General features: G+C 62.6%; 28 protein-coding genes. 12 read left to right on the top strand and 16 right to left on the bottom strand.

Annotated elements, in window-relative coordinates; all coding sequences use genetic code 11:
* Positions 1-47 precede the first annotated feature (47 nt).
* Positions 48-1,085, top strand: coding sequence for an NAD(P)/FAD-dependent oxidoreductase (locus AC6GQJ_RS08805; protein WP_500767507.1), 1,038 nt, complete (start codon positions 48-50; stop codon positions 1,083-1,085).
* Positions 1,086-1,096: 11 nt separating this feature from the next.
* On the opposite strand, the gene AC6GQJ_RS08810 is transcribed toward AC6GQJ_RS08805, so the two are convergent.
* From AC6GQJ_RS08810 to AC6GQJ_RS08825, 4 genes are all read right to left on the bottom strand, one after another.
* The gene (locus AC6GQJ_RS08810; protein WP_500767508.1) at positions 1,097-1,639 is read right to left on the bottom strand and encodes an NADPH-dependent FMN reductase; all 543 of its coding nucleotides are present in this window, start codon (positions 1,637-1,639) and stop codon (positions 1,097-1,099) included.
* Positions 1,640-1,745: 106 nt separating this feature from the next.
* Complete coding sequence (locus AC6GQJ_RS08815; RefSeq protein WP_500773859.1) at positions 1,746-2,396, bottom strand: YiaD family glycine zipper/OmpA-like lipoprotein; 651 nt, start codon at positions 2,394-2,396, stop codon at positions 1,746-1,748.
* 138 nt (positions 2,397-2,534) lie between these two features.
* The gene (locus tag AC6GQJ_RS08820) at positions 2,535-3,416 is read right to left on the bottom strand and encodes a methylated-DNA--[protein]-cysteine S-methyltransferase (protein WP_500767509.1); all 882 of its coding nucleotides are present in this window, start codon (positions 3,414-3,416) and stop codon (positions 2,535-2,537) included.
* Between the two features lie 107 nt (positions 3,417-3,523).
* Positions 3,524-4,111, bottom strand: a complete 588-nt coding sequence (locus AC6GQJ_RS08825; RefSeq protein WP_500767510.1) for a Hint domain-containing protein — start codon at positions 4,109-4,111, stop codon at positions 3,524-3,526.
* A gap of 150 nt (positions 4,112-4,261) precedes the next feature.
* On the opposite strand from AC6GQJ_RS08825, the gene nth reads away from it, so the two are divergent.
* From nth to AC6GQJ_RS08840, 3 genes are read left to right on the top strand one after another with little or no spacing between them, the layout of a single operon-like run.
* Positions 4,262-4,906, top strand: a complete 645-nt coding sequence (gene nth / locus AC6GQJ_RS08830) for an endonuclease III (RefSeq protein WP_500773861.1) — start codon at positions 4,262-4,264, stop codon at positions 4,904-4,906.
* Entirely contained in the window at positions 4,903-5,892 is a 990-nt protein-coding gene (locus tag AC6GQJ_RS08835) for an adenosine kinase (protein WP_500767511.1), read from the top strand. Before nth ends, AC6GQJ_RS08835 begins: the two co-directional genes overlap by 4 nt.
* A 54-nt stretch (positions 5,893-5,946) precedes the next feature.
* A complete protein-coding gene (locus AC6GQJ_RS08840; protein ID WP_500767512.1) occupies positions 5,947-6,537 on the top strand; it encodes a GNAT family N-acetyltransferase in 591 nt (196 codons plus the stop codon).
* Here the strand turns inward: AC6GQJ_RS08840 and AC6GQJ_RS08845 are convergent.
* The 3 genes from AC6GQJ_RS08845 to AC6GQJ_RS08855 form a co-directional block, all read right to left on the bottom strand.
* Complete coding sequence (locus AC6GQJ_RS08845) at positions 6,534-7,016, bottom strand: hypothetical protein (protein ID WP_500767513.1); 483 nt, start codon at positions 7,014-7,016, stop codon at positions 6,534-6,536. The two genes, AC6GQJ_RS08840 and AC6GQJ_RS08845, sit on opposite strands and share 4 nt — an antisense overlap.
* Before the next feature lie 90 nt (positions 7,017-7,106).
* Positions 7,107-7,589: an RNA pyrophosphohydrolase gene (locus tag AC6GQJ_RS08850; RefSeq protein ID WP_500767514.1), complete on the bottom strand. Its 483-nt coding sequence runs from the start codon at positions 7,587-7,589 to the stop codon at positions 7,107-7,109.
* A complete protein-coding gene (locus AC6GQJ_RS08855; RefSeq protein WP_500767515.1) occupies positions 7,586-8,050 on the bottom strand; it encodes a GNAT family N-acetyltransferase in 465 nt (154 codons plus the stop codon). Before AC6GQJ_RS08855 ends, AC6GQJ_RS08850 begins: the two co-directional genes overlap by 4 nt.
* Before the next feature lie 85 nt (positions 8,051-8,135).
* Here AC6GQJ_RS08855 and AC6GQJ_RS08860 point away from each other — a divergent pair, with 85 nt between their 5' ends.
* From AC6GQJ_RS08860 to AC6GQJ_RS08880, 5 genes are all read left to right on the top strand, one after another.
* Complete coding sequence (locus AC6GQJ_RS08860) at positions 8,136-10,163, top strand: NADPH-dependent 2,4-dienoyl-CoA reductase (RefSeq protein ID WP_500767516.1); 2,028 nt, start codon at positions 8,136-8,138, stop codon at positions 10,161-10,163.
* Between the two features lie 40 nt (positions 10,164-10,203).
* Positions 10,204-11,145, top strand: coding sequence for a CorA family divalent cation transporter (locus AC6GQJ_RS08865; RefSeq protein ID WP_500767517.1), 942 nt, complete (start codon positions 10,204-10,206; stop codon positions 11,143-11,145).
* Positions 11,146-11,271: 126 nt separating this feature from the next.
* Positions 11,272-11,763, top strand: coding sequence for an RNA polymerase sigma factor (locus AC6GQJ_RS08870; RefSeq protein ID WP_500767518.1), 492 nt, complete (start codon positions 11,272-11,274; stop codon positions 11,761-11,763).
* Positions 11,760-12,527 carry an anti-sigma factor family protein gene (locus tag AC6GQJ_RS08875; protein WP_500767519.1) on the top strand — a complete coding sequence of 256 codons (768 nt, stop codon included), beginning with the start codon at positions 11,760-11,762 and terminating at the stop codon, positions 12,525-12,527. The genes AC6GQJ_RS08870 and AC6GQJ_RS08875 overlap by 4 nt, the downstream gene beginning before the upstream one ends.
* Positions 12,528-12,660: 133 nt before the next feature.
* Complete coding sequence (locus AC6GQJ_RS08880; protein ID WP_500767520.1) at positions 12,661-13,566, top strand: LysR family transcriptional regulator; 906 nt, start codon at positions 12,661-12,663, stop codon at positions 13,564-13,566.
* A 76-nt stretch (positions 13,567-13,642) separates the two neighbouring features.
* On the opposite strand, the gene ftrA is transcribed toward AC6GQJ_RS08880, so the two are convergent.
* Positions 13,643-14,644: a transcriptional regulator FtrA gene (gene ftrA, locus AC6GQJ_RS08885; RefSeq protein ID WP_500767521.1), complete on the bottom strand. Its 1,002-nt coding sequence runs from the start codon at positions 14,642-14,644 to the stop codon at positions 13,643-13,645.
* 68 nt (positions 14,645-14,712) lie between these two features.
* Here ftrA and AC6GQJ_RS08890 point away from each other — a divergent pair, with 68 nt between their 5' ends.
* Positions 14,713-15,126 carry a rhodanese-like domain-containing protein gene (locus AC6GQJ_RS08890; protein WP_500767522.1) on the top strand — a complete coding sequence of 138 codons (414 nt, stop codon included), beginning with the start codon at positions 14,713-14,715 and terminating at the stop codon, positions 15,124-15,126.
* Positions 15,127-15,138: 12 nt separating this feature from the next.
* Here the strand turns inward: AC6GQJ_RS08890 and AC6GQJ_RS08895 are convergent, their stop codons facing one another.
* The 4 genes from AC6GQJ_RS08895 to AC6GQJ_RS08910 are packed head-to-tail and all read right to left on the bottom strand — an operon-like array spanning position 15,139 to position 18,105.
* The gene (locus AC6GQJ_RS08895; RefSeq protein ID WP_500767523.1) at positions 15,139-16,080 is read right to left on the bottom strand and encodes an OmpA family protein; all 942 of its coding nucleotides are present in this window, start codon (positions 16,078-16,080) and stop codon (positions 15,139-15,141) included.
* A 5-nt stretch (positions 16,081-16,085) separates the two neighbouring features.
* A complete protein-coding gene (locus tag AC6GQJ_RS08900; RefSeq protein ID WP_500767524.1) occupies positions 16,086-16,658 on the bottom strand; it encodes a peroxidase-related enzyme in 573 nt (190 codons plus the stop codon).
* Complete coding sequence (locus AC6GQJ_RS08905; protein ID WP_500767525.1) at positions 16,655-17,386, bottom strand: GNAT family N-acetyltransferase; 732 nt, start codon at positions 17,384-17,386, stop codon at positions 16,655-16,657. Before AC6GQJ_RS08905 ends, AC6GQJ_RS08900 begins: the two co-directional genes overlap by 4 nt.
* On the bottom strand, positions 17,383-18,105 hold the full coding sequence (locus tag AC6GQJ_RS08910; RefSeq protein ID WP_500767526.1) for a competence/damage-inducible protein A: 723 nt from the start codon (positions 18,103-18,105) through the stop codon (positions 17,383-17,385). The genes AC6GQJ_RS08905 and AC6GQJ_RS08910 overlap by 4 nt, the downstream gene beginning before the upstream one ends.
* Positions 18,106-18,153: 48 nt before the next feature.
* Between AC6GQJ_RS08910 and sfsA the strand changes: the two genes are divergently transcribed.
* A complete protein-coding gene (gene sfsA, locus AC6GQJ_RS08915) occupies positions 18,154-18,858 on the top strand; it encodes a DNA/RNA nuclease SfsA (protein ID WP_500767527.1) in 705 nt (234 codons plus the stop codon).
* Between the two features lie 66 nt (positions 18,859-18,924).
* The gene (gene map, locus AC6GQJ_RS08920; protein ID WP_500767528.1) at positions 18,925-19,737 is read left to right on the top strand and encodes a type I methionyl aminopeptidase; all 813 of its coding nucleotides are present in this window, start codon (positions 18,925-18,927) and stop codon (positions 19,735-19,737) included.
* A 34-nt stretch (positions 19,738-19,771) separates the two neighbouring features.
* Here map and AC6GQJ_RS08925 read toward each other — a convergent pair whose 3' ends face one another.
* From AC6GQJ_RS08925 to AC6GQJ_RS08940, 4 genes are read right to left on the bottom strand one after another with little or no spacing between them, the layout of a single operon-like run.
* Positions 19,772-20,686, bottom strand: a complete 915-nt coding sequence (locus AC6GQJ_RS08925) for a metal ABC transporter permease (protein ID WP_500767529.1) — start codon at positions 20,684-20,686, stop codon at positions 19,772-19,774.
* Positions 20,683-21,885, bottom strand: coding sequence for a metal ABC transporter permease (locus AC6GQJ_RS08930; protein ID WP_500767530.1), 1,203 nt, complete (start codon positions 21,883-21,885; stop codon positions 20,683-20,685). Before AC6GQJ_RS08930 ends, AC6GQJ_RS08925 begins: the two co-directional genes overlap by 4 nt.
* Positions 21,886-21,888: 3 nt before the next feature.
* Complete coding sequence (locus AC6GQJ_RS08935; protein WP_500767531.1) at positions 21,889-22,689, bottom strand: metal ABC transporter ATP-binding protein; 801 nt, start codon at positions 22,687-22,689, stop codon at positions 21,889-21,891.
* Positions 22,686-23,681 (bottom strand): metal ABC transporter solute-binding protein, Zn/Mn family, encoded by a 996-nt coding sequence (locus AC6GQJ_RS08940; RefSeq protein ID WP_500767532.1) that lies wholly within the window; start codon positions 23,679-23,681, stop codon positions 22,686-22,688. Before AC6GQJ_RS08940 ends, AC6GQJ_RS08935 begins: the two co-directional genes overlap by 4 nt.
* Positions 23,682-23,725 lie beyond the last annotated feature (44 nt).

A 23,725-nucleotide genomic window follows, 5' to 3' on the forward strand; every position in this document is an offset into this window, starting at 1 on the left:
TGTATGACATAGCCGCAACGGCGCGACAGTGGCGGAAGGGTGAAGGCTTGGCAACGGACAAGATTACAGTGCGCGGTGCGGGCATCTTCGGCCTGTCGATTGCGTGGGTTTTGACCTGTCGCGGGGCGGATGTGCAAGTGCTAGATCCAAATGGCGCCGCATCCGGCGCAAGTGGCGGCATCGTCGGCGCGCTGGCCCCGCATGTGCCCGAAAACTGGAACCCGAAAAAACAGTTCCAGCTGGAAAGCCTGCTGATGGCGGGCGGTTTCTGGGCCGAGGTCGAAGCCGTGGGCGGGCGCCGGTCTGGCTATGCGCGGACGGGGCGCATCCAGCCGATTGCAGATGATGCCGCCCTTGCACTGGCCCATGCCCGCGCAAACGGCGCCAAACAGCTTTGGGGCGACGCGGCAGACTGGATCGTGCGCCCCGTCATCGATGCGCAATGGTGCGGGCCAAGCGGTACGGGTATGGAAATCTTTGACACACTCAGCGGTCGCATCCATCCGCGTCAGGCCTGTCTTGCGCTGGTCGCAGCACTCGCCGCGCGCGGGGTGCATGTGGTGGCGGATGCGCCGGATACCGCGATCACTATCCACGCCACGGGCGTTGCGGGGCTGGAGGTGTTGAACGCACATCACCCCCGCCTCGTCGGGGCGGGCATCAAGGGTCAGGCCGTGTTGCTCGATTATACCGCACCCGACGCCGCGCAACTGTTTGTCGACACGCTGCACATTATCCCGCACGCAGACGGCACGACGGCCATCGGCTCCACCACCGAGCGTGAGTTTGCATCCCCCACCGACACCGATGGTCAGCTTGACGACATCCTGTCCCGCGCCCGCGCCGCCGTGCCTGCCTTGCAGGACGCACCTGTACTGGCGCGGTGGGCAGGGTTGCGCCCGCGCAGCCGCAGCCGCGCGCCCATGCTGGGGCCGTGGCCTGACAGGCCGGGGCATTTCATCGCAAATGGTGGGTTCAAGATCGGGTTCGGCATGGCCCCGAAAGTGGCGCATGTGATGGCCGACCTTGTGCTGGACGGCCACGACACCATCCCCGACGGGTTCGAGGTGGGCGCGTCCCTTTAGGAGTGCTGTGCCTAGCGCCCGATCTCGGCGCGCAGGCGCTTCATCAACTCGCGCAGTTCCTTGATATAAATCTCGCCCGTCAACTGGTCGTGCTCGTCGAACTCCTTATGCGCGGCCGCAAGGTGGATTTCAGGGCCCTGCAGGATACGCGGGCGGAACGGCACCATGCAGGCGCGCAGGATCATTTGCGCCCGCTCGCCCCCTGCCCGCCCCGCAGCCGAGGACATGACCGCCACAGGCTTGTCCGCCCACGGGGTGCCTTCGGCGCGACTGACCCAGTCGAGCGCGTTTTTCAGCACACCGGACGGGGCCTTGTTATATTCAGGGGTCGAAATGATGACCGCATCGGCCGCGTCGATCTGGCGGGCAAGGGTTGTAACGCTGGCGGGTATGCCGTCCGACTTTTCCATGTCCTCGTCGTAGAGCGGCATGCAAATGTCCGCCTCGACATAGGTGCAATCCCCGAACAGATGCGCGGCTTGGCGCAATAGCTTGGTATTCGTGGACTCTTTGCGCAGCGATCCGGATATTCCCAACAGGGTTGGCGTACTCATATCAATTCCCCTCATCTTCCATTCGCAACATGTTCCGCCACCGCCACAAAGCAAGAGGCCCGCGATTATCTCGCGGGCCTCTCACTGTTAATTTATGCGTGCGCGCTTAGGCGTTGGGCAGGATCACGATATCCACGCGACGGTTCTGCGCTTTGCCCTCGGCTGTGAAGTTCGACGCGATGGGCTGGCTTTCGCCGCGGCCAAAGGCCTGCACACGGCTCGACGGCACACCTTGGTTCCGCAGCACGTTCGCAACGGCGCTCGCGCGACGCTCGCTCAGCTGCTGGTTATAAGCCGCGTCGCCGTCAGAGTCGGTGTGACCGATGATCTGCACAGTCGACTGCGGGTAACGCTGCAAGCTTTGTGTCAGCGCGGCCATGTCGTCATTCAGACCGGGACGGACGGTGAAGCTGTCGGTCGCAAACAAGATCGCCTGCGGGAAGGACACGATCAGACGGTCACCAGTGTTGGTGATGGTCACGCCATTGTTCAGGTCGCGGCGCAGTTCGGCCTCTTGCTGATCAAGGTTGTAGCCGATGCCAGCGCCAATACCGGCACCCACGACGGCACCTGTGATGATACCTTCACGGTCATCTTTGACCAAAGCGCCCAGTACCGCCCCCGAAGCGGCACCGATCAGCGCACCTTGGTTACGTTTCTGGTTGGGGTTGTTCGGGTTCGCACCGGGCTGGTTGGGATCTGTACAAGCGCTCAGCGCGACGGCCGCGCCCAATGCGATGGAAAGAGGGAGTTTCATCATGGTTCTATTCCTACTGCCTTCGAAAATTGACCCCGTTCGGGCAGGGTGCATATGAGGTGAACTAAGATATAAGCCCTCGGGTTCCCCGAAATAAGAGGAAAAACAATTTGGGCGACAACCCGCGCACCCGTGCGGTCAGCCTGTTTTGACCGATCTGGCGGGCGGCTCTGCCTCAATCCGTGCGGATTCGTAGGCCAGCAAGGCGCGCTTGACCGGCAAGCCCCAGTGATAGCCGCCTAAGCCGCCGGATTTGCGCACGGCGCGGTGGCACGGGATCAGCCAACTGACCGGATTGCGCCCCACGGCGGTGCCCACAGCGCGCACCGCACGCGGGTTGCCGATACTGTCCGCGATCTCCGAATAGGTGGTGACATAGCCGCTTGGGACGTGCAGCAACGCCTCCCACACCTTGATCTGGAACGGCGCACCGATCAGGTACAGCGGGGCGGGATCATCCGCGCCGCCTTGCGTGCCAAAGGCTGTGCGCACCCATGGGGTCAGGCGGGCGGGATCTTCGGCAAATGCGGCATTGGGCCAGCGGCGCACCAGATCCTGCATCGCCCACGCATCGCCTGTTTCGGCGGAAAAGCCCAAGCCGCAAATGCCCTTGTCCGTGCCCATCACCAGCGCGGGGCCGAACGGGCTGTCAAACCAGCCCCAATAGATGGTCAGGCCCGCTCCGCCCTTGGCGTATTCACCGGGGCTCATCGCCTCCCATCGCAGGAACAGATCGTGCAGCCGCCCTGCCCCGCTGAGGCCACTGGCATGCGCAGCCTCCAATGTGGTGAAGCGGTCGGCCAGCAACGTTCGGGCATGCCCAAGGGTCAGGTATTGCTGGAACCGTTTTGGCGACACCCCGACCCACCGCGAAAAGATGCGTTGAAAGTGGGCAGGGCTCATCCCCATCTCGCTCGCCAGTGCCTCAAGGCTCAGCGTGTCTTCGGCCCCGTCGATCAGGTCGATGGCGCGGCGCATGATGTTAAAGTGATAACCCTGTTCGTCTGTCGGTTCGCTCATGCCGTTGGTCCCTTGCGTACTGGTCCCACACTAGCCGCGCAGATGGGCCAAGACGATCCGAAAGCTGCGGTTTCGTACCACCGCGGGCAATCCCTCCCTGGCGCTGTTCAGGCGCGGCGCACGGGGCGGCGCAGACATTGCACCCGCCACAGGCCAAGGGCGGCAGTCCGTTCAAGGATCGGGGCGATCGGTGTCATCGGACCATCCGCATCGCCATCACTTTCCAGATCACCGGTATAGACAGACCCAACCCAAACCCCGTCCACACGGATAAGGGCGTGGGTATCCAGCAGGACATTCATATACACAAATCGCTCGTCCCGGCGCCGCAGAGAGGGATAAACCGGCTCACCCACCACATCGGCGCTGATCAACACCTCGGTCCCGTCCGCGCGGGCGCAGGGAAACAGTTGCGATGGCGAGGTGACAAGATCGACCTCGGGGCCGTGGTCCCCGAACGTATCGGCGTGTACGATCACCGGCGCGACCTCGGGGTATTTTTGCAAGGTCGCCACATCAAGAACCGTGCGGGCCACCCATCGCACCGTCTGGTATCCCGCATCACGGGTCAGCACGCGGTCGCCACAGGCAATCCAGTCAAGCGGAATGCGCCCGTCCTCTGTGTCGATGATCGCGGTAGAGGCCACGCCAGACAGCACCGCAAATTCATCATGTCCTTCCAGTTGGCCCTGCATCGGTGATCGCCCTTTAGAACCCGCTCGTCCGCTTTGTCTTAGCGGCGCAAGGATTAAAGGACCGTCAACCGCGCCACCCGAGTGCGGCAAAATCGGACCGCGCGCCTGTCTGTCCTTGCCCGCCCGCTGGATTTTGCCCATACCACCGGAATGGCAAAACAGCTTGATTACCACACGATCCGCGCGATCTTTACCCGTTTCCAGACCGCTGAACCCGAGCCCGAGGGCGAGTTGGAACATGTCAATGTCTACACCCTTGTGGTGGCGGTCGCCCTGTCGGCGCAGGCCACGGATGCGGGTGTGAACAAGGCGACGCGTGCGCTGTTCCAAGTGGCCGATACGCCGCAAAAAATGCTGGATCTGGGCCTTGAGGGCCTGACCGAGCATATCAAGACAATCGGCCTGTACCGTCAGAAGGCCAAGAACGTCATGAAGATGAGCCAGATTCTGGTGGATGAATATGGCGGGGTCGTCCCCAATTCCCGTGCCGCGCTGCAATCCCTGCCCGGGGTGGGGCGCAAGACGGCGAATGTTGTGTTGAACATGTGGTGGCAACAGCCCGCCCAAGCGGTCGACACGCATATCTTCCGGCTGGGTAACCGCACGGGCATCGCACCCGGCAAGACGGTCGAGGCCGTCGAGCGCGCCATCGAAGACCACATCCCCGCCGATTTCCAATTGCATGCGCACCACTGGATGATCCTGCACGGACGCTATACTTGTGTCGCGCGAAAACCCAAATGCGGGGCCTGCCTGATCCGTGATCTGTGCCCTTTCGAGGATAAAACCGAATGACCAAATACTCACTCGCCGGTATCGGCAATGCTGTTGTCGATGTGATCGCCCATGCCGACGATTCCTTTCTGGACCTGATGGGGATCGAAAAAGGGATCATGCAACTGATCGAACGGGACCGCGGCGAGGTTCTGTATGGGGCAATGGATGACCGCCTGCAAACACCGGGTGGTGCAGTGGCGAACACGATTGCGGGCGTCGGTGCCTTGGGCCTGCCTACCGCCTTTATCGGGCGCGTGCATGACGACGCATTGGGGCAGTTCTATGCCAAGGCGATGCAGGACAGCGGCACAGATTTCGTGAATGCACCGGTGGCGGGGGGCGAATTGCCCACGTCCCGCTGCATGATCTTTGTCACGCCGGATGGCGAGCGGTCGTTGAACACCTATCTGGGTATCTCGACCGAACTGGGCCCCGAAGATGTACCGGACGATGTGGCCTCGGCGGCCGAGATGATCTTTCTTGAGGGGTATCTTTTTGACAAGGACAAGGGCAAAGCGGCGTTCCGCCAAGCCTCGCGCCTGACGCGCGCGTCGGGGGGCAAAGCAGGCATCGCGATTTCCGACCCGTTCTGCGTGGACCGTCACCGCGCCGATTTCCTTGATATGATCCAAAACGAGTTGGACTATGTGATCGGCAACGAACACGAGATCAAATCCCTGTTCGAGACTGACGATCTGGAAGCCGCGATGGCAAAAACCGCCGGTATGATCGACCTGATGGTCTGTACCCGTTCCGGTGACGGTGTGACCATCATGGGGCGTGGTGAACGCCATGACATTCCGGTGGAGCGCGTAACACCAGTTGATGCCACAGGCGCGGGCGACCAGTTTGCCGCCGGTTTCATCTACGGGCTGGCGACGGGGCGCGATCTGGCAACCTGTGGACGCATGGGTAACCTGTGCGCCGCCGAGGTCATCAGCCATATCGGTCCACGCCCCCTGATCGACATGAAACAGCAATTTGCGGCTGCCGGTTTGGAATGACAGACGCCTGACCCTGTGGGGTCGGTCGGGGCCGTGCATATTTAAGGAACAATGATGCTGGGCGACGGGAAGCATGATGTGCCCGCGGGCAAGATCGCGACGGTTGTAACCTATCTGGAGATGACCGCGCCCCGTCTTCGCGGCGTGCCATTGCCGGACGGGTTGGAATTTGTGCGATTTACGCCGGATGTGGCAAACTATCGTGCCCTGTTCCACCGTGTAGGCGCGGATTGGTTGTGGTTCGGGCGGTCGGTCATGTCTGACGCGGATCTGGCTCAGGTGCTGTCCGATCCGGATTTCGAGTTCTACACGCTGATGAAGGACGGGCAGCCCGAAGCCTTACTGGAGCTCGGGTTCTGGGAAAAGGATGCATGCGAGCTGGCTTATTTCGGGGTGGCACCGGCGTTGATCGGGGCGGGTGCGGGGGCCTATTTGATGGACCGCGCCATTGAGGCCGCTTTTGCGCGGCCCATTACACGGTTTCATTTGCACACCTGCACGCTCGACAGTCCGCAGGCGATGGGTTTTTACCGCCGCTCAGGCTTTGCCGTGACGCATCAGAAGGTGGAGATCGCGGATGATCCGCGTATTGCCCACGGCTATGATCCGGCGCTGGCCCCGCATGTGCCGATGATCCTGCCCTAGCGCGGGGACAGCGGCGCGCAAGCCCGTCCCGACAGACAGTCCTGCACCGCATCAAGTTGCGCCTCGGTCGGTTTGGAGAAGACAAAGCCGCCGCAGGCATTTGTGCTGGCCACATAGCTATGTGCGGTGCGGCGCAGGAAGACCAGCGTATTGCCGGATGTGGGCGACGGGCACCACGGGCCAAAGCAGCGCAGTTCCAGCACCACGTCCGCCTCGAACGGGATACCGACGCCGCGCGCGCTGAGCGCCTGACCTTTGAAGGTTGCGGGAACGAGGGTTTCGGCTGGCGTGTCCTGCTGCTTGTCCCAGTCGACCTTCGGCAGTTGCGCTTCGTCAAAGGTAAGGTCACCGTGCACAGGGATATAGGCCTCGGTCGCCTCGTCCGCTTGGAAATAGGCCTCTGTTACGCCATGCGGCAGGCAGGACAGCGCCAAGGCGGGCACGGGCAGGACGGTCAGGGCAAGGGCGAGCAGGCGCATGGCATTCTCCGGTGTTCGAACTGGGCGTCGGGGCCTTGTTCAATCGTGGTTCGGACGGCGCTGTTATGCAATAACCGCTCCCCTTCGTTGTCACAGGTGCACTGCAAAAGCGTCCAGCACGGCCAGATAGACGGCGCGTTTGAACGGCACGATGGCGTCCGGCAAATCGGCGGGCGGCATCCAGCGCCATGCGGAAAATTCGGGTTCATCAGTGTCGATATTCACCTGCGCGTCTGCGCCGAGAAAGCGCAGCAGATACCACTTCTGCTCTTGCCCGCGATATTTGCCTTTCCAGAGTTTCGGGATCAAATCATGGGGCAACTCGTACGGGATGAACCCATCGGTTTCGGCCACTACTTCGACCAAATCCGCCGTAATACCGGTTTCTTCTTCCAACTCGCGCAGGGCGGCGGCGCGGGGGTCTTCGCCCTTGTCGATACCGCCTTGGGGCATCTGCCATGCGTCCTTGAAACGATCCTTGCGCTGGCCCACCCAGACATACCCGTCCGCGTTTATAACCATCACCCCGACATTGCGCCGATAGGGCAGTTTTTCGATCTGTTCGGGGGTCATGTCAGCATCTTCTCCATCTGCGCGCGGGCCAGTTGCTGGCCGGAACGTGTCACTGTTTCATGGGCGATAACATGAAAGCCGCGCGCGGCGAAAGCGGGCTGCGCCATCAGACTGGCATGGGTCCAAAGGCGCGGCGTGCCCTCTTTGCGCGCCGTGTGTTCCCATGCCGTCAGCAGCGCCGAAAACATGCCGGTGCCCTGCGCCTGCGGTGCGACATACGCCAGATCGACATAGCCCCTATCCGCCAGCGTTATAAACCCCACGGGGCCCTTCGCCCCTTGGGCAACCCAAACCTGCTGCGCGGCCAGTTTCGCGGCCCATGCCCCGCCTTGCGGAGGGTGTGCCAGCCAAGCGATGCGCTGTGCGGGTGTGTAAGCCGTGGGCCCGCGATGGATCGCGTCCCACATCACCTGACCCAAGGCGTCCGCCGCGCCCGTTTGCATCCGTGTGATCGTTGCCAATGCCCAGCCCCCATGACGCCGCGTTGCGCGTGACATCGCGCCTGACATACTTAACACCAATAGGATATCCGTTCGGGAGGACAAAATGACGGCATACCCACATCTTCTTGCACCGCTGGACCTCGGGTTTACCACGCTGAAAAACCGCGTGCTGATGGGGTCGATGCATACCGGCCTTGAAGAGACCAAGGACTGGAACCGTGTTGCCGAGTTCTACGCCGAACGGGCACGGGGCGAGGTGGGTCTGATGGTGACGGGCGGTATCGGGCCAAACCTCGAAGGGTCCGTCCTGCCCGGTGCGGCAATGATGACCACGGACAAGGATGTCGAAAACCACCGCGTCGTGACCGAACGCGTGCACGCAGCGGGCGGCAAAATCGCGATGCAGATCCTGCATGCGGGGCGCTATGCTTACGGGCCGATGTGCGTTGCGCCCTCGGCCATCAAATCGCCTATCTCTCCGTTCCCGCCTGCGGAACTGGACGAGGACGGGATCGAGAAACAGATCAGCGACATAGTGGCCTGCGCCAAGCGCGCGCAGGAGGCGGGCTATGACGGGGTCGAGATCATGGGCTCCGAAGGGTATTTCCTGAACCAGTTCCTTGTCACCCACACAAACAAGCGCACCGACCGCTGGGGCGGATCTTACGAGAACCGGATGCGTCTGCCGGTCGAGGTGGTGCGCCGCGTGCGCGAGGCGGTCGGCACCGACTTTATCCTGATTTACCGTTTGTCGATGATCGACCTTGTGCCGAACGGGTCGACCTTTGACGAGGTCAAGCAACTGGCCAAGGCGGTCGAGGCGGCAGGTGCCACGATTATCAACACGGGCATCGGCTGGCACGAAGCGCGCATTCCCACCATCGCAACCTCGGTACCGCGCGCGGCCTTTGCATGGGTCACGCAAAAGCTGATGGGGCATGTGAACATTCCGGTCATTACCTCGAACCGGATCAACACGCCGCAAGTGGCCGAAGACGTGCTGGCGCAAGGCTGTGCCGACATGGTGTCGATGGCGCGCCCCATGCTGGCGGACGCAGCTTTTGTCGCCAAGGCAAAGGCAGGCAAGGCCGACCAGATCGCGCCCTGTATCGCCTGCAATCAGGCCTGTCTGGATCACACATTCGGCGGCAAAATCAGTTCCTGCCTTGTGAACCCGCGGGCGTGTTATGAAACCGAACTGGTGGTCGAACCTGCCACGCAGGTCAAATCCATCGCTGTGGTCGGCGCGGGGCCTGCGGGCCTTGCCGCTGCGATGACTGCACGCGAACGCGGCCATGCCGTGACCCTGATCGACCGCGCGGACGAGATCGGCGGGCAGTTGAACATGGCCAAACAGGTACCAGGCAAGGAAGAGTTCTGGGGACTGGTTGACTGGTACCGCACCATGGTTGCGGAAATGGGCATCGACGTACGGCTGAACACCGAAGCGACGGTCGAGATGTTGCGCGACTTTGACGATGTGATCATCGCCACGGGCGTGCTGCCGCGTGATCCGCAAATCCCCGGTCAGGACGGGGCGAACGTGCATTCCTATATCGACGTGCTGAAAAAGAAGGCCACGGCAGGCAAGCGCGTGGCCGTGGTGGGCGCGGGCGGCATCGGCTTTGACGTGTCCGAATACCTTGTCCAAGAAGGCGAAAGCCCGACCGAGAACCTGCCCGAATGGATGACCGAATGGGGCGTCACCGACCCCGAGGCGCATCGCGGCGGTCTGGCCCCCGAAGGACCGCAACCCCACGCCCCTGCCCGCGAGGTCACGTTGCTGCAACGCAAGGCGGAAAAGCACGGGCGGCGGCTTGGCAAGACAACGGGCTGGATTCACCGCGCCGCGCTGAACATGAAGGACGTGCAGTTCGTCGGCGGCGTGAATTACGAGCGGATCGACGCGGACGGTCTGCATGTGTCCTTTGGCGAGGCGCGGGAAAACCCGACCCTGATCGCGGCGGACGATATTGTCCTGTGCGCGGGTCAGGTGCCGGATCGCGGGCTTGCAGAAGCGCTGGAGGCAGAGGGCATTGCCCATCACGTCATCGGCGGAGCGGATGTGGCGGCGGAGCTTGATGCCAAGCGCGCGATTGATCAGGGCACACGGCTTGCCGCAACGCTGTAATCGGCTTGCGACGGCGCGGACGCGGGGCTAGCGTTTTGTCATGGCACTATGCGTCTTTGATATCAGTCACGATGGCACGGCGGTTGCTGTGGACCTTTCGTCCACAGTGGCCGAAGGGCATTACCGCTGGGCGCATTTCGATCTGACGGATGAAACACTGCCCGCGTTTCTGGCCGCTCATGTGCCCGAGATTCCCGCCGCCGCCCTGACCGCGACCCAGACGCGCCCGCGCTGTGATGCGTTTGACGATGGTCTGATGCTGAACCTGCGGGGCGTAAACCTGAACGCGGACGGCCCAGCGGACCAGATGGTTGCCGTGCGTATGTGGGTGACGCCCAAGCTGATCGTGACCGTGCGCCTGCGCAAGATTTTCGCCCTTCATGCTATGCGCGAAGAGGCAGAGGCCGGACAGGCACCCCGAACACCCATGGCCTTTGTCGGCGTGCTGACCGCCGCGCTGATGGGGCGGGTGCGCGACACTGTCTTTGCCATGGGCCTGCGCGTCGACGACATGGAAGATGACATGATCGAAGACACCGGCATCCTGCCTGCCGACCTTGCCAGCGAACGGCGTATGGCCATCCGCTTTCGCCGCTATCTTGGGCCGCAACGCGATGCACTGCTGGGGCTGGTCGAGGCCAAGACCGACATGATGTCCAAAGGCCAGCGCGCGCGCCTGCGTGAGCAGGCCAACCTTGCCAAGCTCGCGGTCGAGGAACTGGACAGCTTGATCGGGCGTCTGACGGCCGTTCAGGAACACCACAACGCCGAGACCGCGAAACTGCATGCGCGCAACGGCTATATCCTGTCGCTGGTGGCGGCAGTGTTCCTGCCCTTGGGGTTCATCACCGGCCTGTTCGGCGTCAACGTTGGCGGCATGCCCGGAACGCAGTCTGCATGGGCGTTTGCGATCCTGTGCTCCTCGATGGTTCTTATGGTTGCGCTGGCCGTCTGGATCATGCGGTGGCTGAAGTGGCTGTAACCGCACGCCGTACCGCCTGACCCCGACCTTCACAAAAGGTTTGCTTGTTCACGCCCGCTGGGCCACCTTTTTCGCAATCACCACTGCGGCGGGACCGGACCGATCCAGAACAATCCTCAGGACAGCGTGCGCGATGGCATGACGGCGATCTATCCCCGCCTGTGGCGCTATGCCGTGGCGCTAACGGGGCGGCGCGACTGGGGCGATGATCTGGCCCAGACGACCTGCCTCCGGGCTCTGCGCAATGCCGACAAGTTCGAGGTCGGGACGCATCTGGACCGCTGGATGTTCCGCATGTGCCACCGCATCTGGCTGAACGAATTGCGCGCACGGCGGGTGCGTACAGGCGGCGGGCTGGTACCTGTCGAAGAGGTGGACCTGCCCGACACCGCCCCCGCTACCGAGGTGAATATTCTGGCCCGTCAGGTGTTAACCCAAGTGAACGCCCTTCCCGAAGCGCAACGGCAGGCGGTGATCCTCGTGTACGTCGAGGGGTTCCGCTACAAGGACGCGGCCGAGATTATGGAGATCCCTGTGGGCACCGTGATGAGCCGCCTCGCAGGCGCGCGCAAAAAGCTGAACGCCCTGATGCAAACTACGGCGGAGGGCGACGGATGACGCAAGCACACAGCTTTAGCGACGAAGACCTGACTGCCTATCTGGATGGCGAGGCCGACAGCTCGCTGGAGGCCGCAATTTCCACCGCTTTGGAAACAGACGAGGCATTGCAGGCCCGCCTTGCCAGCTTGGACGTGCCGCTTGCCACCATCGCGCAGGCCTATGACAGCGTTCTGGCACAGGCCCCCGCGATGCCCGGTGCGGCGACAGTGCGCCCGATGTTCCGTGACACGCATCGGCGGTGGGCAAGGGGCGCGGCAACCTTCGGCACGGGTCTGGCCGCCGGTCTGGCGCTGGCGGTTCTGTGGGGCGTCGGCACACCACAGCCCGAGACGCGCGGCTGGGTCAGCCACGTGGCCAGCTATCAAAAGCTTTATACCGCGACGACCTTTGCCGCTGTCAGCGCCACGCCGCAGCAGGTTGAACAGCAACTTGCCGAGGTTTCCGAAGGGATCGGCATCGACCTGATTAACTTGCCACAGGCGGCGGGCCTGACGTTCAAACGCGCGCAGCTTCTGGGCTTTGCCGGCAAACCATTGGTGCAGATTTCGTACCTGCGCGACGATGGCACGCCCGTCGCCCTGTGTATCATCCCCGCGGGCCCAGAGGACGCGGGGCTAAGTATGGGCGCGGCAGAGGGATTAGGCTTAGCGCGCTGGAATATCCACGGCTACGGCTTTTTGCTGATCGGCGGTGAGGACGCTGCCCCGCTGGCCCGCGAGGCCGAAATCTTCCGCGATTGGAGCGTCGACATCCCCGCCTAATCGGCGCGCCTGTCGTTTCCATGCCATCAACGATCCCCGCAATCACCCTTATATTATCCCATCCCTGCCCTGATCTTGCCCCGATTGGCCCGCATATCTGGTCCTCGACAAACAAAGCAAGAAAGGGACGGGCATGGACCGCCTCACTGAGATGGAAGCCTTCGCGATGGTCGTAGACCAAGGCGGATTTACCGATGCCGCAAAGAAGATGGGGATTTCGAAATCTGCCGTCTCTAAACACGTTTCTTCGCTGGAGGCCCGCCTTGGCGCGCGCCTTTTGAACCGCACAACGCGCCGCGTATCCCCCACTGAAATCGGCCTTGCCTATTACGACCGTGCCCGCCGTGTCCTGAATGACGCGGGCGAAGCGGATTCGTTGGTCACTTCGATGCAATCGGCGCCTTCTGGGTTGCTGCGCATCTCAGTCGCGACGGATTTCGGGGTCAATCATCTGTCGCCGCGCCTGTCCGAATTTCTTGAGGATTTTCCGGACATCACGGTCAACATGGTGCTGAACAACCGTTACGTCGAACTGATCTCCGAAGGCTTTGACATGGCCGTGCGGATCGGGGAACTTGAAGACAGCACCCTGCGGGCACGCAAGCTGACCGAAACGACCAAGCGCATGATCGCCAGCCCCGCCTATTTTGAAAAGCATGGACGCCCCGAAAAGATCGACGATCTGAACGATCACAAGCTGCTGCATTATTCCAACCAATCCTCGGGCAACGTGTGGAAACTGACCGCGCCTTCCGGTGAAAAACGTCAGGTGCGCACGGCGGGGTGGTTGTCGGTGAATGATGGACAATCGCTGCTCAACGCGGCTGTCTCCGGCCTTGGCATCGCGTATCTGCCCAGCTTTCTCTACGGCGAAGCAATGGAAAAAGGGCTGGTTGTTGACGCCATTCCCGATCTGCCGCTTGAGACGCAAGGCATCTACGCGGTCTATCCCCCCGGAAGGTTCACGCAGCCCAAGGTACGCGCATTTATCGACTTCCTTGTGCATTCGTTTGCCGACAAAGGACCGTCCGACTGGTAACGCTATTCTTCCCTCACCGACACTTTCGGTAACTGGCCCCGATGCACGCACATCGGGGCTTTTTTCTTGCGCGGGGTCAGGCCGATCTGGGCAGGGCTGTGCGGAAATTCTTGCGATGCTGGGACGGGCTGATCCCACGGATGGTGCGGAACACGCGGCGGAATGTTTCCTGACTGCCGAACCCGCAAGTATGGGCCAGATCGTCAAAGCCGATCTCGGTCGTTTCAAGCAAATCTGCCGCTAATGCCACCCGCTGGCGCGCCAGCCATTTCTGCGGCGTCTCGCCTGTCGTTTCACTCATCCGGCGCATAAGCGTACGCTCGCTGAGACCTGCGTGAGAGGCCATGTCGGCCACGCTCCATGCGCGGTCAAGGTTGGCGCGTACCGCATCCATCAGCTTGGCAATCTGCCCCGACCTTTTGGGCGGCACGGGCGCGGGAATAAACTGCGACTGGCCACCCTCGCGCATTGGGGCCATGACCAGCCGTTTTGCCACTGCATTGGCGCGCGCTGCGCCGAAATCCTGCCGGATCACGTGCAGGCACAGATCAATGCCCGCCGCCGATCCTGCCGAGGTCAGCACCGCCCCGTTGTCGATGAACAGCACATCGGGACGCACCTCGATTTGCGGAAACCGCGCCGCCAGCGCATCGGTATAGCGCCAGTGGGTCGTCGCCGTTTTACCATCCAGCAGCCCCGCCGCCGCCAGAACAAATACCCCCGAACAGATCGACGCGATGCGCGCGCCGTTTTCATGGGCCGCGCGCAGGGCCGCACACAGGTCATCCGGTACCGGTGTATCGACACCGCGCCATCCCGGCACAAGGATCAGGCTTGCCTCGCGCAGGGCGGACAGGTCGTGTTCCGCCGCAATTGCGATGCCGCCTGTGGCATGCAGTGGCCCCGCCTCGGCGGCGACGACCTTGTGGCGGTACCAGTCGGGGAATTCGGGACGCGGTAGGGCAAACAGTTCCAGCCCGATCCCAAATTCGAACATGCACAGCCCGTCATAGGCAAGGATGCAAACCAGCGGGCGTGGATCAGCCACTTTGGCGGTATCTGACTGTTCTTTGTCCATTCCGCCAATATACCGACGCGCCGGAATTTGCCAAGTTACCGTCATCACACCAACCGGAGCATACCGACATGACCCAATCCGCCCCCAGCCCCGTCGCCGCCACGCCTGCCGCCAGTTCCGCCGACGCGCTTGCCCATTTCAGCGCGCGCCTCACATTCGAAACCGACTGCTGGGACACCAACGCGGCGCTGACTGCCGGTGCGACAGATTTTGTGCTGCTCGATGTGCGCGCACCGGCACTGTACCAACGCGGCCATGTGCCAACCGCAATCAACCTGCCCGTCGGCAAAATGACCGAGCGCAAGATGGCAAGCTGGCCCGAAGGCACCCTGTTCGTCGTCTATTGCGCCGGACCCCATTGCAACGGCGCGAACAAGGCGGCGGTGCGTCTGGCGACCTTGGGCCATCCTGTCAAAGAGATGATTGGCGGCGTCACCGGCTGGATCGACGAAGGGTTCGACCTCGTCACACCGACTGAGTAGGACAAGGGCGCGCTATTCGTCGTCACTCACTAGGATCACCTCGACCCGCCGGTTCGCCTCGCGCCCATCTGGGGTCAGATTGTTGGCCACGGGGGAAAGATAGCCCATGCCGCGCGCGTCGATCCGGTCGGCAGGGGCGCCGTAAAGATCAATCAGCGCATCGCGCACCGACTGCGCGCGCGCCCGCGATACGTTGATGTTCGCATCAAGCCCGCCCGCCGTATCCGTATGCCCCACCACAGCCACGCGCAGACCGGGGCGGGCGTTCAGCAGGTCGGCAATCGCCGCCAGATCCGGTTTCTCGGCCTGTCCAAGGCTGGTTGCCCCGACCTCGAAATCCAGACTGCGCAACACAACAAACCCTTTGTCGAGCAGGGCAGAAACGACCGGTGGCACGACGTCCCCGTCCGGACCGCCGGTGTCGATATAGGGGGTGGCGACGCTTTGGATGTCGGTTGATGGCGTGTCGGATGTGCCGATCTGCACCACCTGCAAATATCCCGCCCCCGCCGCCGTACTGGCAAGCAAAGTGATCGCCGCCCCGCTGCTGGGCTGTACCGCGCTGACAAAATGGTAGGCCCTGATGTTGACGTACATGTTCGGCGCGGGCAGCACGTCGATCCCAAAGCGGAAATCGAAACCGCCGCAACTGGTTTCGTCGCAATCCAGCAGCAGCGTGAAATCCGCCGCCTCAAGCTGGGCGCGCAATGGGGCGAGGATTTGCAACGGGGTCAGGCCCGAGGACGGAATGCGATAGGCCCGCCGCGTCACCGGCCCTTCGAGCGTGCGTACCGGCAGGATGTCATTGGCATAGGGGCCAACGGCAAAACTTTCCTGCTCAAGCGCGCTGTTACGGGTGGCCGTCACCCGTGCGTTGGACGGCAGCGCAAGGTCCAGCGCGCTCGCGGGCAGCGCCACGAGGCACAACAGCCACGCCGCAAGACTGCGGGCCAACCCTGTCATCCCTCACGCGCCTGCGCGTGATATTCAGGGTTGGGCCGCATTGCCGTCGCACTCGCCACGCGGTTGGACATGTTAAAGAACGCCGCAACGTTGATCAGATCCCATATGTCGCGGTCGGTCAGCCCGTGATCGCGCAAGGCGGCACGGTCGCTTTCCTCGATCTGGGCCGAGGCGAGCGTTACCTTTTCCGCAAAGACCAGCATCGCGCGCTGGCGCGGAGTCACTTCGGCCACCCGCCAGTTCATCACCAGCGCCTCGCCCAAGATCGGATCACCCGAGAGTTCCCGCACCGCCGCGCCATGGGCGGTCAGACAATAAAAGCAACGGTTCGTGGCGCTCACCACCACGGCGACCATCTCGCGCTCCAGTTTGCTCAGCCCGCTGTCGGACAGCATCAGATCATTATAGAGGGCCGTGAACGCATTCAGCTTGTCGATGTCGAAGGCATGAGCCTTTAGCACATTCGGCACCATCCCCAGTTTGTCCTGACAGACATCGAAATATTTCTGCGTCTGCGCGGGCAAGGGATCGACCATCGGCAGATCAAGAGCTGTCGGGCTGTCGGTCATGATATGTCCTTCTCTGCGGTGCTGATCCGGTAATGATAGCCGCCAACAGGGGTGAACCCCAACCGTTGGTACAGCCGGTTGGCCCCCGTATTCGCAACAGTGGTCAACAGCGAGACCGTTTCGGCCCCGTTTTCCTGCGCCCAGAAGGCAGCGGCGCGCATGATCCACTGGCCCACGCCCTGCCTGCGCTGTTCGGCCAACACCTCGACCGCGTGGACCATGGCGATGCCGTCATGAATCGCCACAAACCCAGTGCCTGCAGGCTTCTCGTTCCACCGCGCAAGGATCGCCGTCTTGTGCTTGGCTCGCGCCATGACTTCTAGCCGCGCGGGACCAACGCCGCCTTTTTCCCAGATCTCGGCCATGATGGCCAAGGGTTCCCAGATCGCGAAAGTAGTCACCGGCGGGATCGGCTGATCAGTAAGGGCAGAGGTCGCGATGACATAGCCGTTTGTCGGATCCACAACCGCATAGCCGCGCTGCGCAAGGGCATCATCCAGCGCCTTGTCGCTGCCGCGCACCATGAACAGCGGGGTCTGGCCAAGAGCGCGCATCGCGGTTTCGGCATCGGGGATATCGGCATCGGTGACGGGGGCATGGGCGGTCGCGGCGCTGACCCGCTTGCCGCCGCCCCGCCCGTCACGGATGTGCCATGGCCCTAATTCGCGGATGCTGGCTGAAGGCCATGTACCGTTGATGGTTGCGTGCAATGCGGCATCGGTGATCATGCGGGAAACTCGGCAGCGAGTACGGCCAGCGCGGCCTCGACCATCTCGGCGTCCGTGCCGCGTATCACGATGTTGGCCCCGAACTTCCCGTCCTTCTGGAAGGGGTAGGAACCGATGCTCAGATCCGGATAGGCTGCGGCCAGTTCACCCAGCGGGCCTGCAATGTCCCCTTCGCCACGGTCGATGCGCAAGGTGCGCGACGCCAGCGGCGCGCCACCGGTCAGCGTGGGCAGCACGGTTGCCACCATCGCCTGAAACACGGATGGCACGCCGGCCATCACATGCACATTTGCGATCGTGAAACCGGGGGCGACCGAAACCGGATTGTCGATCAGCGTCGCTCCTTCGGGAATGCGCGCCATGCGCAGCCGTGCGGTGTTCAGCTCGGCCCCCGTCTTGGCGTAATGCGCGGCCAGCAGCGCGCGCGCATCGTCGCGCACATCAATCGGCACGTCAAAAGCGGCGGCAATGCAATCGGCAGTGATGTCATCATGGGTCGGCCCGATCCCGCCCGAGGTAATCACCGTGTCATGGGCCGCAGACAGCGCCTGTACCGCGGCGATGATGGCGGCGCGGTCGTCACTGACCACGCGCACCTCTTTCAGGTCGATGCCCGCCTCCGTCAGTTGGCCCGCAAGATGGTACATGTTGGCATCGCGCGTGCGCCCCGACAGGATTTCATCCCCGATCACCAGCATGGCGGCGGTTGGATTGGGCATGGGCGGGCCTCCTTGAGATATGGTTCATCACCGTATAGGGCCGCTCCCATGCGCTTTCAAACCCAACTTGTACCCGCCACGCTGATCCGCCGCTATAAACGGTTTCTTGCCGATTGCCGCCTTGAGGACGGGCGCGAGGTCGTCGCCCATTGCGCCAATCCCGGTTCGATGATGGGGCTGGCGGAGGAAGGGATGCGGATCTGGCTGGAGCCCAACGACGACCCCAAGAAAAAGCTGAAATTCGGCTGGCGGCTGGTCGAACATGACACGGGGCATTTCACTGGCGTTGACACATCGGTGCCCAACCGCGCGCTGAAAGCCGCGCTCGAGGCAGGGCGCATCGCGGGGTTCGAAGGCTACGACACCGTGCGCCCCGAACAGAAATACGGGCAGAACAGCCGCATCGATTTCCTCTTGCAAGGCACCGATCTGCCCGACGCCTATGTCGAGGTGAAATCGGTAACTCTGTGCCGCGAGGCGGGGCTGGCGGAGTTCCCCGACTCGGTCACTGCACGCGGCGCAAAACATCTGGCCGAACTGGCGGATATGGCGCGCGCAGGCCATCGCGCCGTGATGCTGTATCTTGTGCAGCGGACCGATTGTGATCGTTTCACACTGGCCAGTGACATTGACCCAGCATACGCCGCCGCCTATGTGGCGGCACGGGACGCCGGGGTGGAAACCATCTGTCTTTCGACATACATCACCCCTGAAGGGATCGACATTGCTGGCCCCCTTTCGATCACCATTTGACCCGCACTGGTTCTTTTCGCCGCAGTGCAGTATATTTACACCGAGTTTTACGCGATGGAGCCGACCTTGAACCAAGAAACCCGCGGCCGTCTGACAAAGGACGGCATCCGCATCTACGACCAAGCCGATTTTGCCGGAATGCGCGCCGCAGGCAAGCTGGCCGCTGAAATCCTCGACGCCATGTCCCCGCTGGTCTTTCCAGGCCAGACCACTGGAGAGATCGACCGCGTGATCACCGAGATGGTGGAACAGGCGGGCGCGACTTCGGCAACGATTGGCTACAAAGGCTATCAGCACGCCAGCTGCATCAGCGTGAACCACGTCGTGTGCCACGGGATTCCAGGGGACAAGGTGCTTAAGGATGGCGACATCCTGAACATCGACGTCACGGTTGTGGTGGACGGATGGTATGGCGACACCAGCCGCATGTATGTGGCAGGCAAACTGCCCCGCAAGGCAGAGCGTCTGATCCAAGTCACGCACGATGCGCTGATGCTGGGGATCGAGGCCGTGAAACCCGGCAACACGTTCGGGGATATCGGCCACGCCATTCAGGTCTATGCCGAAAGCCACCGCATGTCCGTTGTCCGCGATTTCTGTGGCCACGGGTTGGGCCGCGTGTTCCATGCGCCGCCCAATGTGCTGCACTATGGCCGTCCCGGCACCGGCGCGGTGCTGGAACCCGGCATGTTCTTTACCATCGAACCGATGATCAACCTTGGTCGGGCCGAGACAAAGACCCTGTCGGATGACTGGACGGCTGTGACCCGCGACAAATCCTTGTCCGCACAGTTCGAACATTCGGTCGGTGTGACGGAAAACGGGGTCGAGATTTTTACGCCCTCTCCGGCGGGCAGGTTCCACCCAACATCCGTCTAAGGCACAATTCCGACACGCATATGCGGTACAGCGTCTAGCTGCCGCGTGTGCGATGCGGGCCGACCGTGGCTGTGACGGCTAGGATGATGCCTGACACAGTGGCGATCATGCCAGCCGCGCTGACCGAGGCAGACGCCCCGATCCACAGCGGCCCGTATCCGGCCAGCACATATCCCACCACGGCGGCAAGGCTTGCGAACCCTGCGGACCACGCGACCTGATGACCCAGTCGGTTGGTCATCATCCGCGCCGCTGCCGGCGGGCAGATGAACATGGCGATCACGATGATCGACCCGACGGCATCAAAGGCCGCTACCGCCGCGATGGCCGACACCACCACCAGCGACAGTCTCAAAGGCCCTGTGCGCAAACCCAGCCCGCGTGCGAACCCTTCGTCAAACGTCGACAACGCCAGTGGTCGCCAGAACAGAAACAGGAAGACCGCAACCACAACCAGCGCCAGCGCCATCCGCGGCAGTTCAACCGGCAAACCCGTAAGGGCGGCAGGATCCAACAGCGAGGCCCAGCCGGTTGCGTCCAGCCAGATCAGACTTTCCAGATTGCCATAAAGCGCATGTTCGACATCCAGATGCACGCTGGATGTATCTGAGCGCTCCAACAACAGAACACCGCCCGCGAACATTGCCGTAAACACCACCCCCATGGCCGCGCCGGATTCAATGCGCCCAAGACGGCGGATCGCCTCGATCGCGATCACGGCCAGCACCGCCGCCCCTGCCGCGCCCAGCAACATCGGCCCCGTCGCCACCACACCAGTCAGCAAAAAGGCGACGACGATACCGGGCAGGACCACATGACTGATCGCGTCCCCGATCAAGGCCTGACGGCGCAGCAACAGGAAGTTTCCCGGCAAGGCGCAGGCCACGGCCACACAAACACCGATCAGGATCGGCGTCAGGGACAGGGCGACAAATTCCTCACCCATCACATCACCACCTTTGGACCGGCGATGCGGCCATCCACATCGCTGAGTTGATCGCGGGTCAGCACGGTTTCAATCGGGGTCAGCCCGTCATAGCGCGTTGCTGCGGCGGCAAAGCTTTGATCCGAACGCACGATGGCCCAGCGGGTTTCATCCAGCAGCGCCTTGGCAGCGGCGGCTTGCCCTTCGGGGGTGGCGACGCCATCGGGGCGGATCAGCCCCGCGCGGTGCATCAGACGGTGCGTCAGCGCCTCGAATATCGGCTGGCCCTGCGCCAACGCCAGTAGCCCCTGCCGCATGTGCACACGACGCTGATAGCGGTAGTGCACCAGAAGTGACGCCAGTACCCCGCGTTCCGGCGATAGCAGCAAAGAGGCCAAGAACATAGCAAAGCCGACCAGCACCACAATCGGCCCTGTTGGCAGCGCGGGCGCAATGGCCGAAATCGCCGCGCCGACATAGCCCGAAATGCCGCCCAGCACGCCCGCCACGATCACCACATGGGATGCGCGGTCGGTCCAGAACCGCGCCGTGACAGCAGGCACGATCAACAGGGCCACAATCAGGATCAGGCCGACCACTTTCAGGCCGACCACCGTGACAACCAGCACAATCCCCATCATCGCCAGATCAATACGGGCAAGGTTCCACCCCGTCGCCTCGGTATAACCCGGATCGAAGGCAGCAAGCTCAAGCGGGCGGCGCAGGATCAGTACGAGAGCGAGAACTGCCGCACCCGCACCGGACAACAGCAGTGCATCGCTGCGCAGCATCCCTGCGGTGGAGCCGAGCAAGAAGCCCTCGAGCCCCGCCTGCTGGCCCGAGGTCATCGTCTGGATCACCGTCAGGATCACAACGCCAAAGCCGAAAAAAACGGACAGGATTGCGCCGATGGCAGCATCCTCGCCCAGCCGCGTGCGCGCGCTGAGCCATTGGACGCAAAGTAGACCGACTGCCGCTGAAAGGGCCGCGCCCAGCAACAGGCCCGGCAACCATCGCCCGTCCCCGCCAAGGGCCACCATCAGGATAAAGGCCAGCCCGACACCCGGAAGGGTAGCGTGGCTGATTGCATCGCTGACCAGCGCACGTTTTCGCAAGAAAAGAAAGGTGCCCGCCACGCCCGACGCGATCCCCAACAGGGCGGCACCCAGCGTCACCAGCGTCGCATTATAGCCCAGCTGCAAGAGCAATGCATCGGCAAGCATGGCCTAGCCCGCAACGCTTTCTGGATCGACGCGCGCCGTGGTCAGCCGCCCGCCATAGGCCGCTTGCAGGTTGTCTTCGGTAAAGGTGTCGGCCACGGGGCCAGCCGCGATAACTTGGGTGTTCAACAGTACCACATCATCAAAATAGTCCGGCACGGTGGCAAGGTCGTGGTGCACGGCCAACACGGTGCGTCCCGCATCGCGCAATTCCTGCAACACGGCGATGATCGCCTTTTCCGTGGCGGCATCAACGCCCGCGAATGGTTCGTCAAGCACATAGATTTCCGCATCCTGCGCCAAGGCACGCGCTAGGAAAACGCGCTGTTGCTGCCCACCCGAAAGCTGTCCGATCTGGCGGCTGGCAAAGTCGCGCATTCCGACGCGGTCAAGCGCATCCATCGCCTGCGCACGGTGGCGCGCACGCACACGGCCCAACAGGCCCAACTGGCGGTAAAGCCCCATCAGCACCACATCGATCACGCGGGTCGGGAAATCCCAATCCACACTTGCGCGCTGCGGCACATAGGCGATGCGGTCGCGCATCTGCGCCAGTGGGCGTCCAAAGACGCTGACCGTTCCCGCAAGCGGCTTCACCACCTGCAACGCGGCCTTTAGCAGCGTCGACTTGCCCGCACCGTTCGGGCCGACGATGGCGGTCATCGCACCTGCGCGCACCGTCATATCGACCGAAAAGATTGCGGGCGTCTGGCCATATGACACGGTCAGGCCGCGCACGGCCAGCGGGCTGGCTTGGCGGGCGGCTTCGGCCTTTTCGTTATGCTCTGTCACCAGTGAAACAGTCATGAGGACCCTTTCAGATTTCCAAGACGCCCCGTCGCAGGCACATCGGCACCGAGCGCGCGCGCGATTGTTGTGACGTTATGGTCGATCATACCCAACCATGTGCCTTCATAAGTGCCATCCGGACCCATCGCGTCGGAAAACAGCGCGCCGCCAACGGTGACCGCGTGCCCTTGTGCCGCAGCCCCTTCGATCAGGGCGCGGATATTCCGGTCAGAGACCGAGGTTTCCACAAACACAGCAGGAAGGTCGCGCGCGACCAATGTATCGACAAGGGCGCTGATGCGGTTCAGCCCTGCTTCGCTTTCGGTCGAGATACCTTGGATACCCAGCACCTCGAACCCGTAGGCGCGCCCGAAATAGCCGAAGGCGTCATGCGCGGTCAGCAGCACGCGCCGCTCTGGTGGCACCTGCGCCAGCGTGTCCTGCGCATAGCGTGTCAAATCCTCGGCCTGCGCGACAAACTCTGCCGCGTTGCTTTCGAACGTGGCGCGAGAGTCGGGTGCGAGGTTGGACAGGGCAGAAACCACCGCAGGCACACATTTCGCCCACAGCGCAGGGTCCATCCATACATGCGGATCAAAGCGCCCATCGTAATCGGCATGAGCCAGCAGATCGGCGGGGTCCAGTGTTTCGGCAATGGCATGTACGGGCCGCTTGCGGGACAGGTCGGCAAAGAACCCTTCCATCTGCGCCTCAAGATACAAGCCATGCCACAGCACCGCATCGGCGCGGGTCATGGCCACGATGTCACTGCGGGTCTGGCGGTAGGCATGCGGGTCGACGCCCGCCCCCATCAGCGCCTTGACCGAAACGGCATCCCCGCCGATCACGCGGGCAAGATCGGCAATCATGCCGGTGGTAGCGACGATGTTCAGCTTGGGCGTGGCCAGCGCAGGTGTGGCGGCCAGTGCGGCAAAACCCGCAAGAACCGCGCGGCGCGACATCAGCATGGGTTTGGTAACTGTGTTCATGAAGTTGAATATGAGAGTCATTCGCAAGAAGTCAATGAAGTTGAGAATGATTCGCAACAAAGGCG

The organism is Tateyamaria sp. 7Alg 36 (assembly GCF_059882455.1).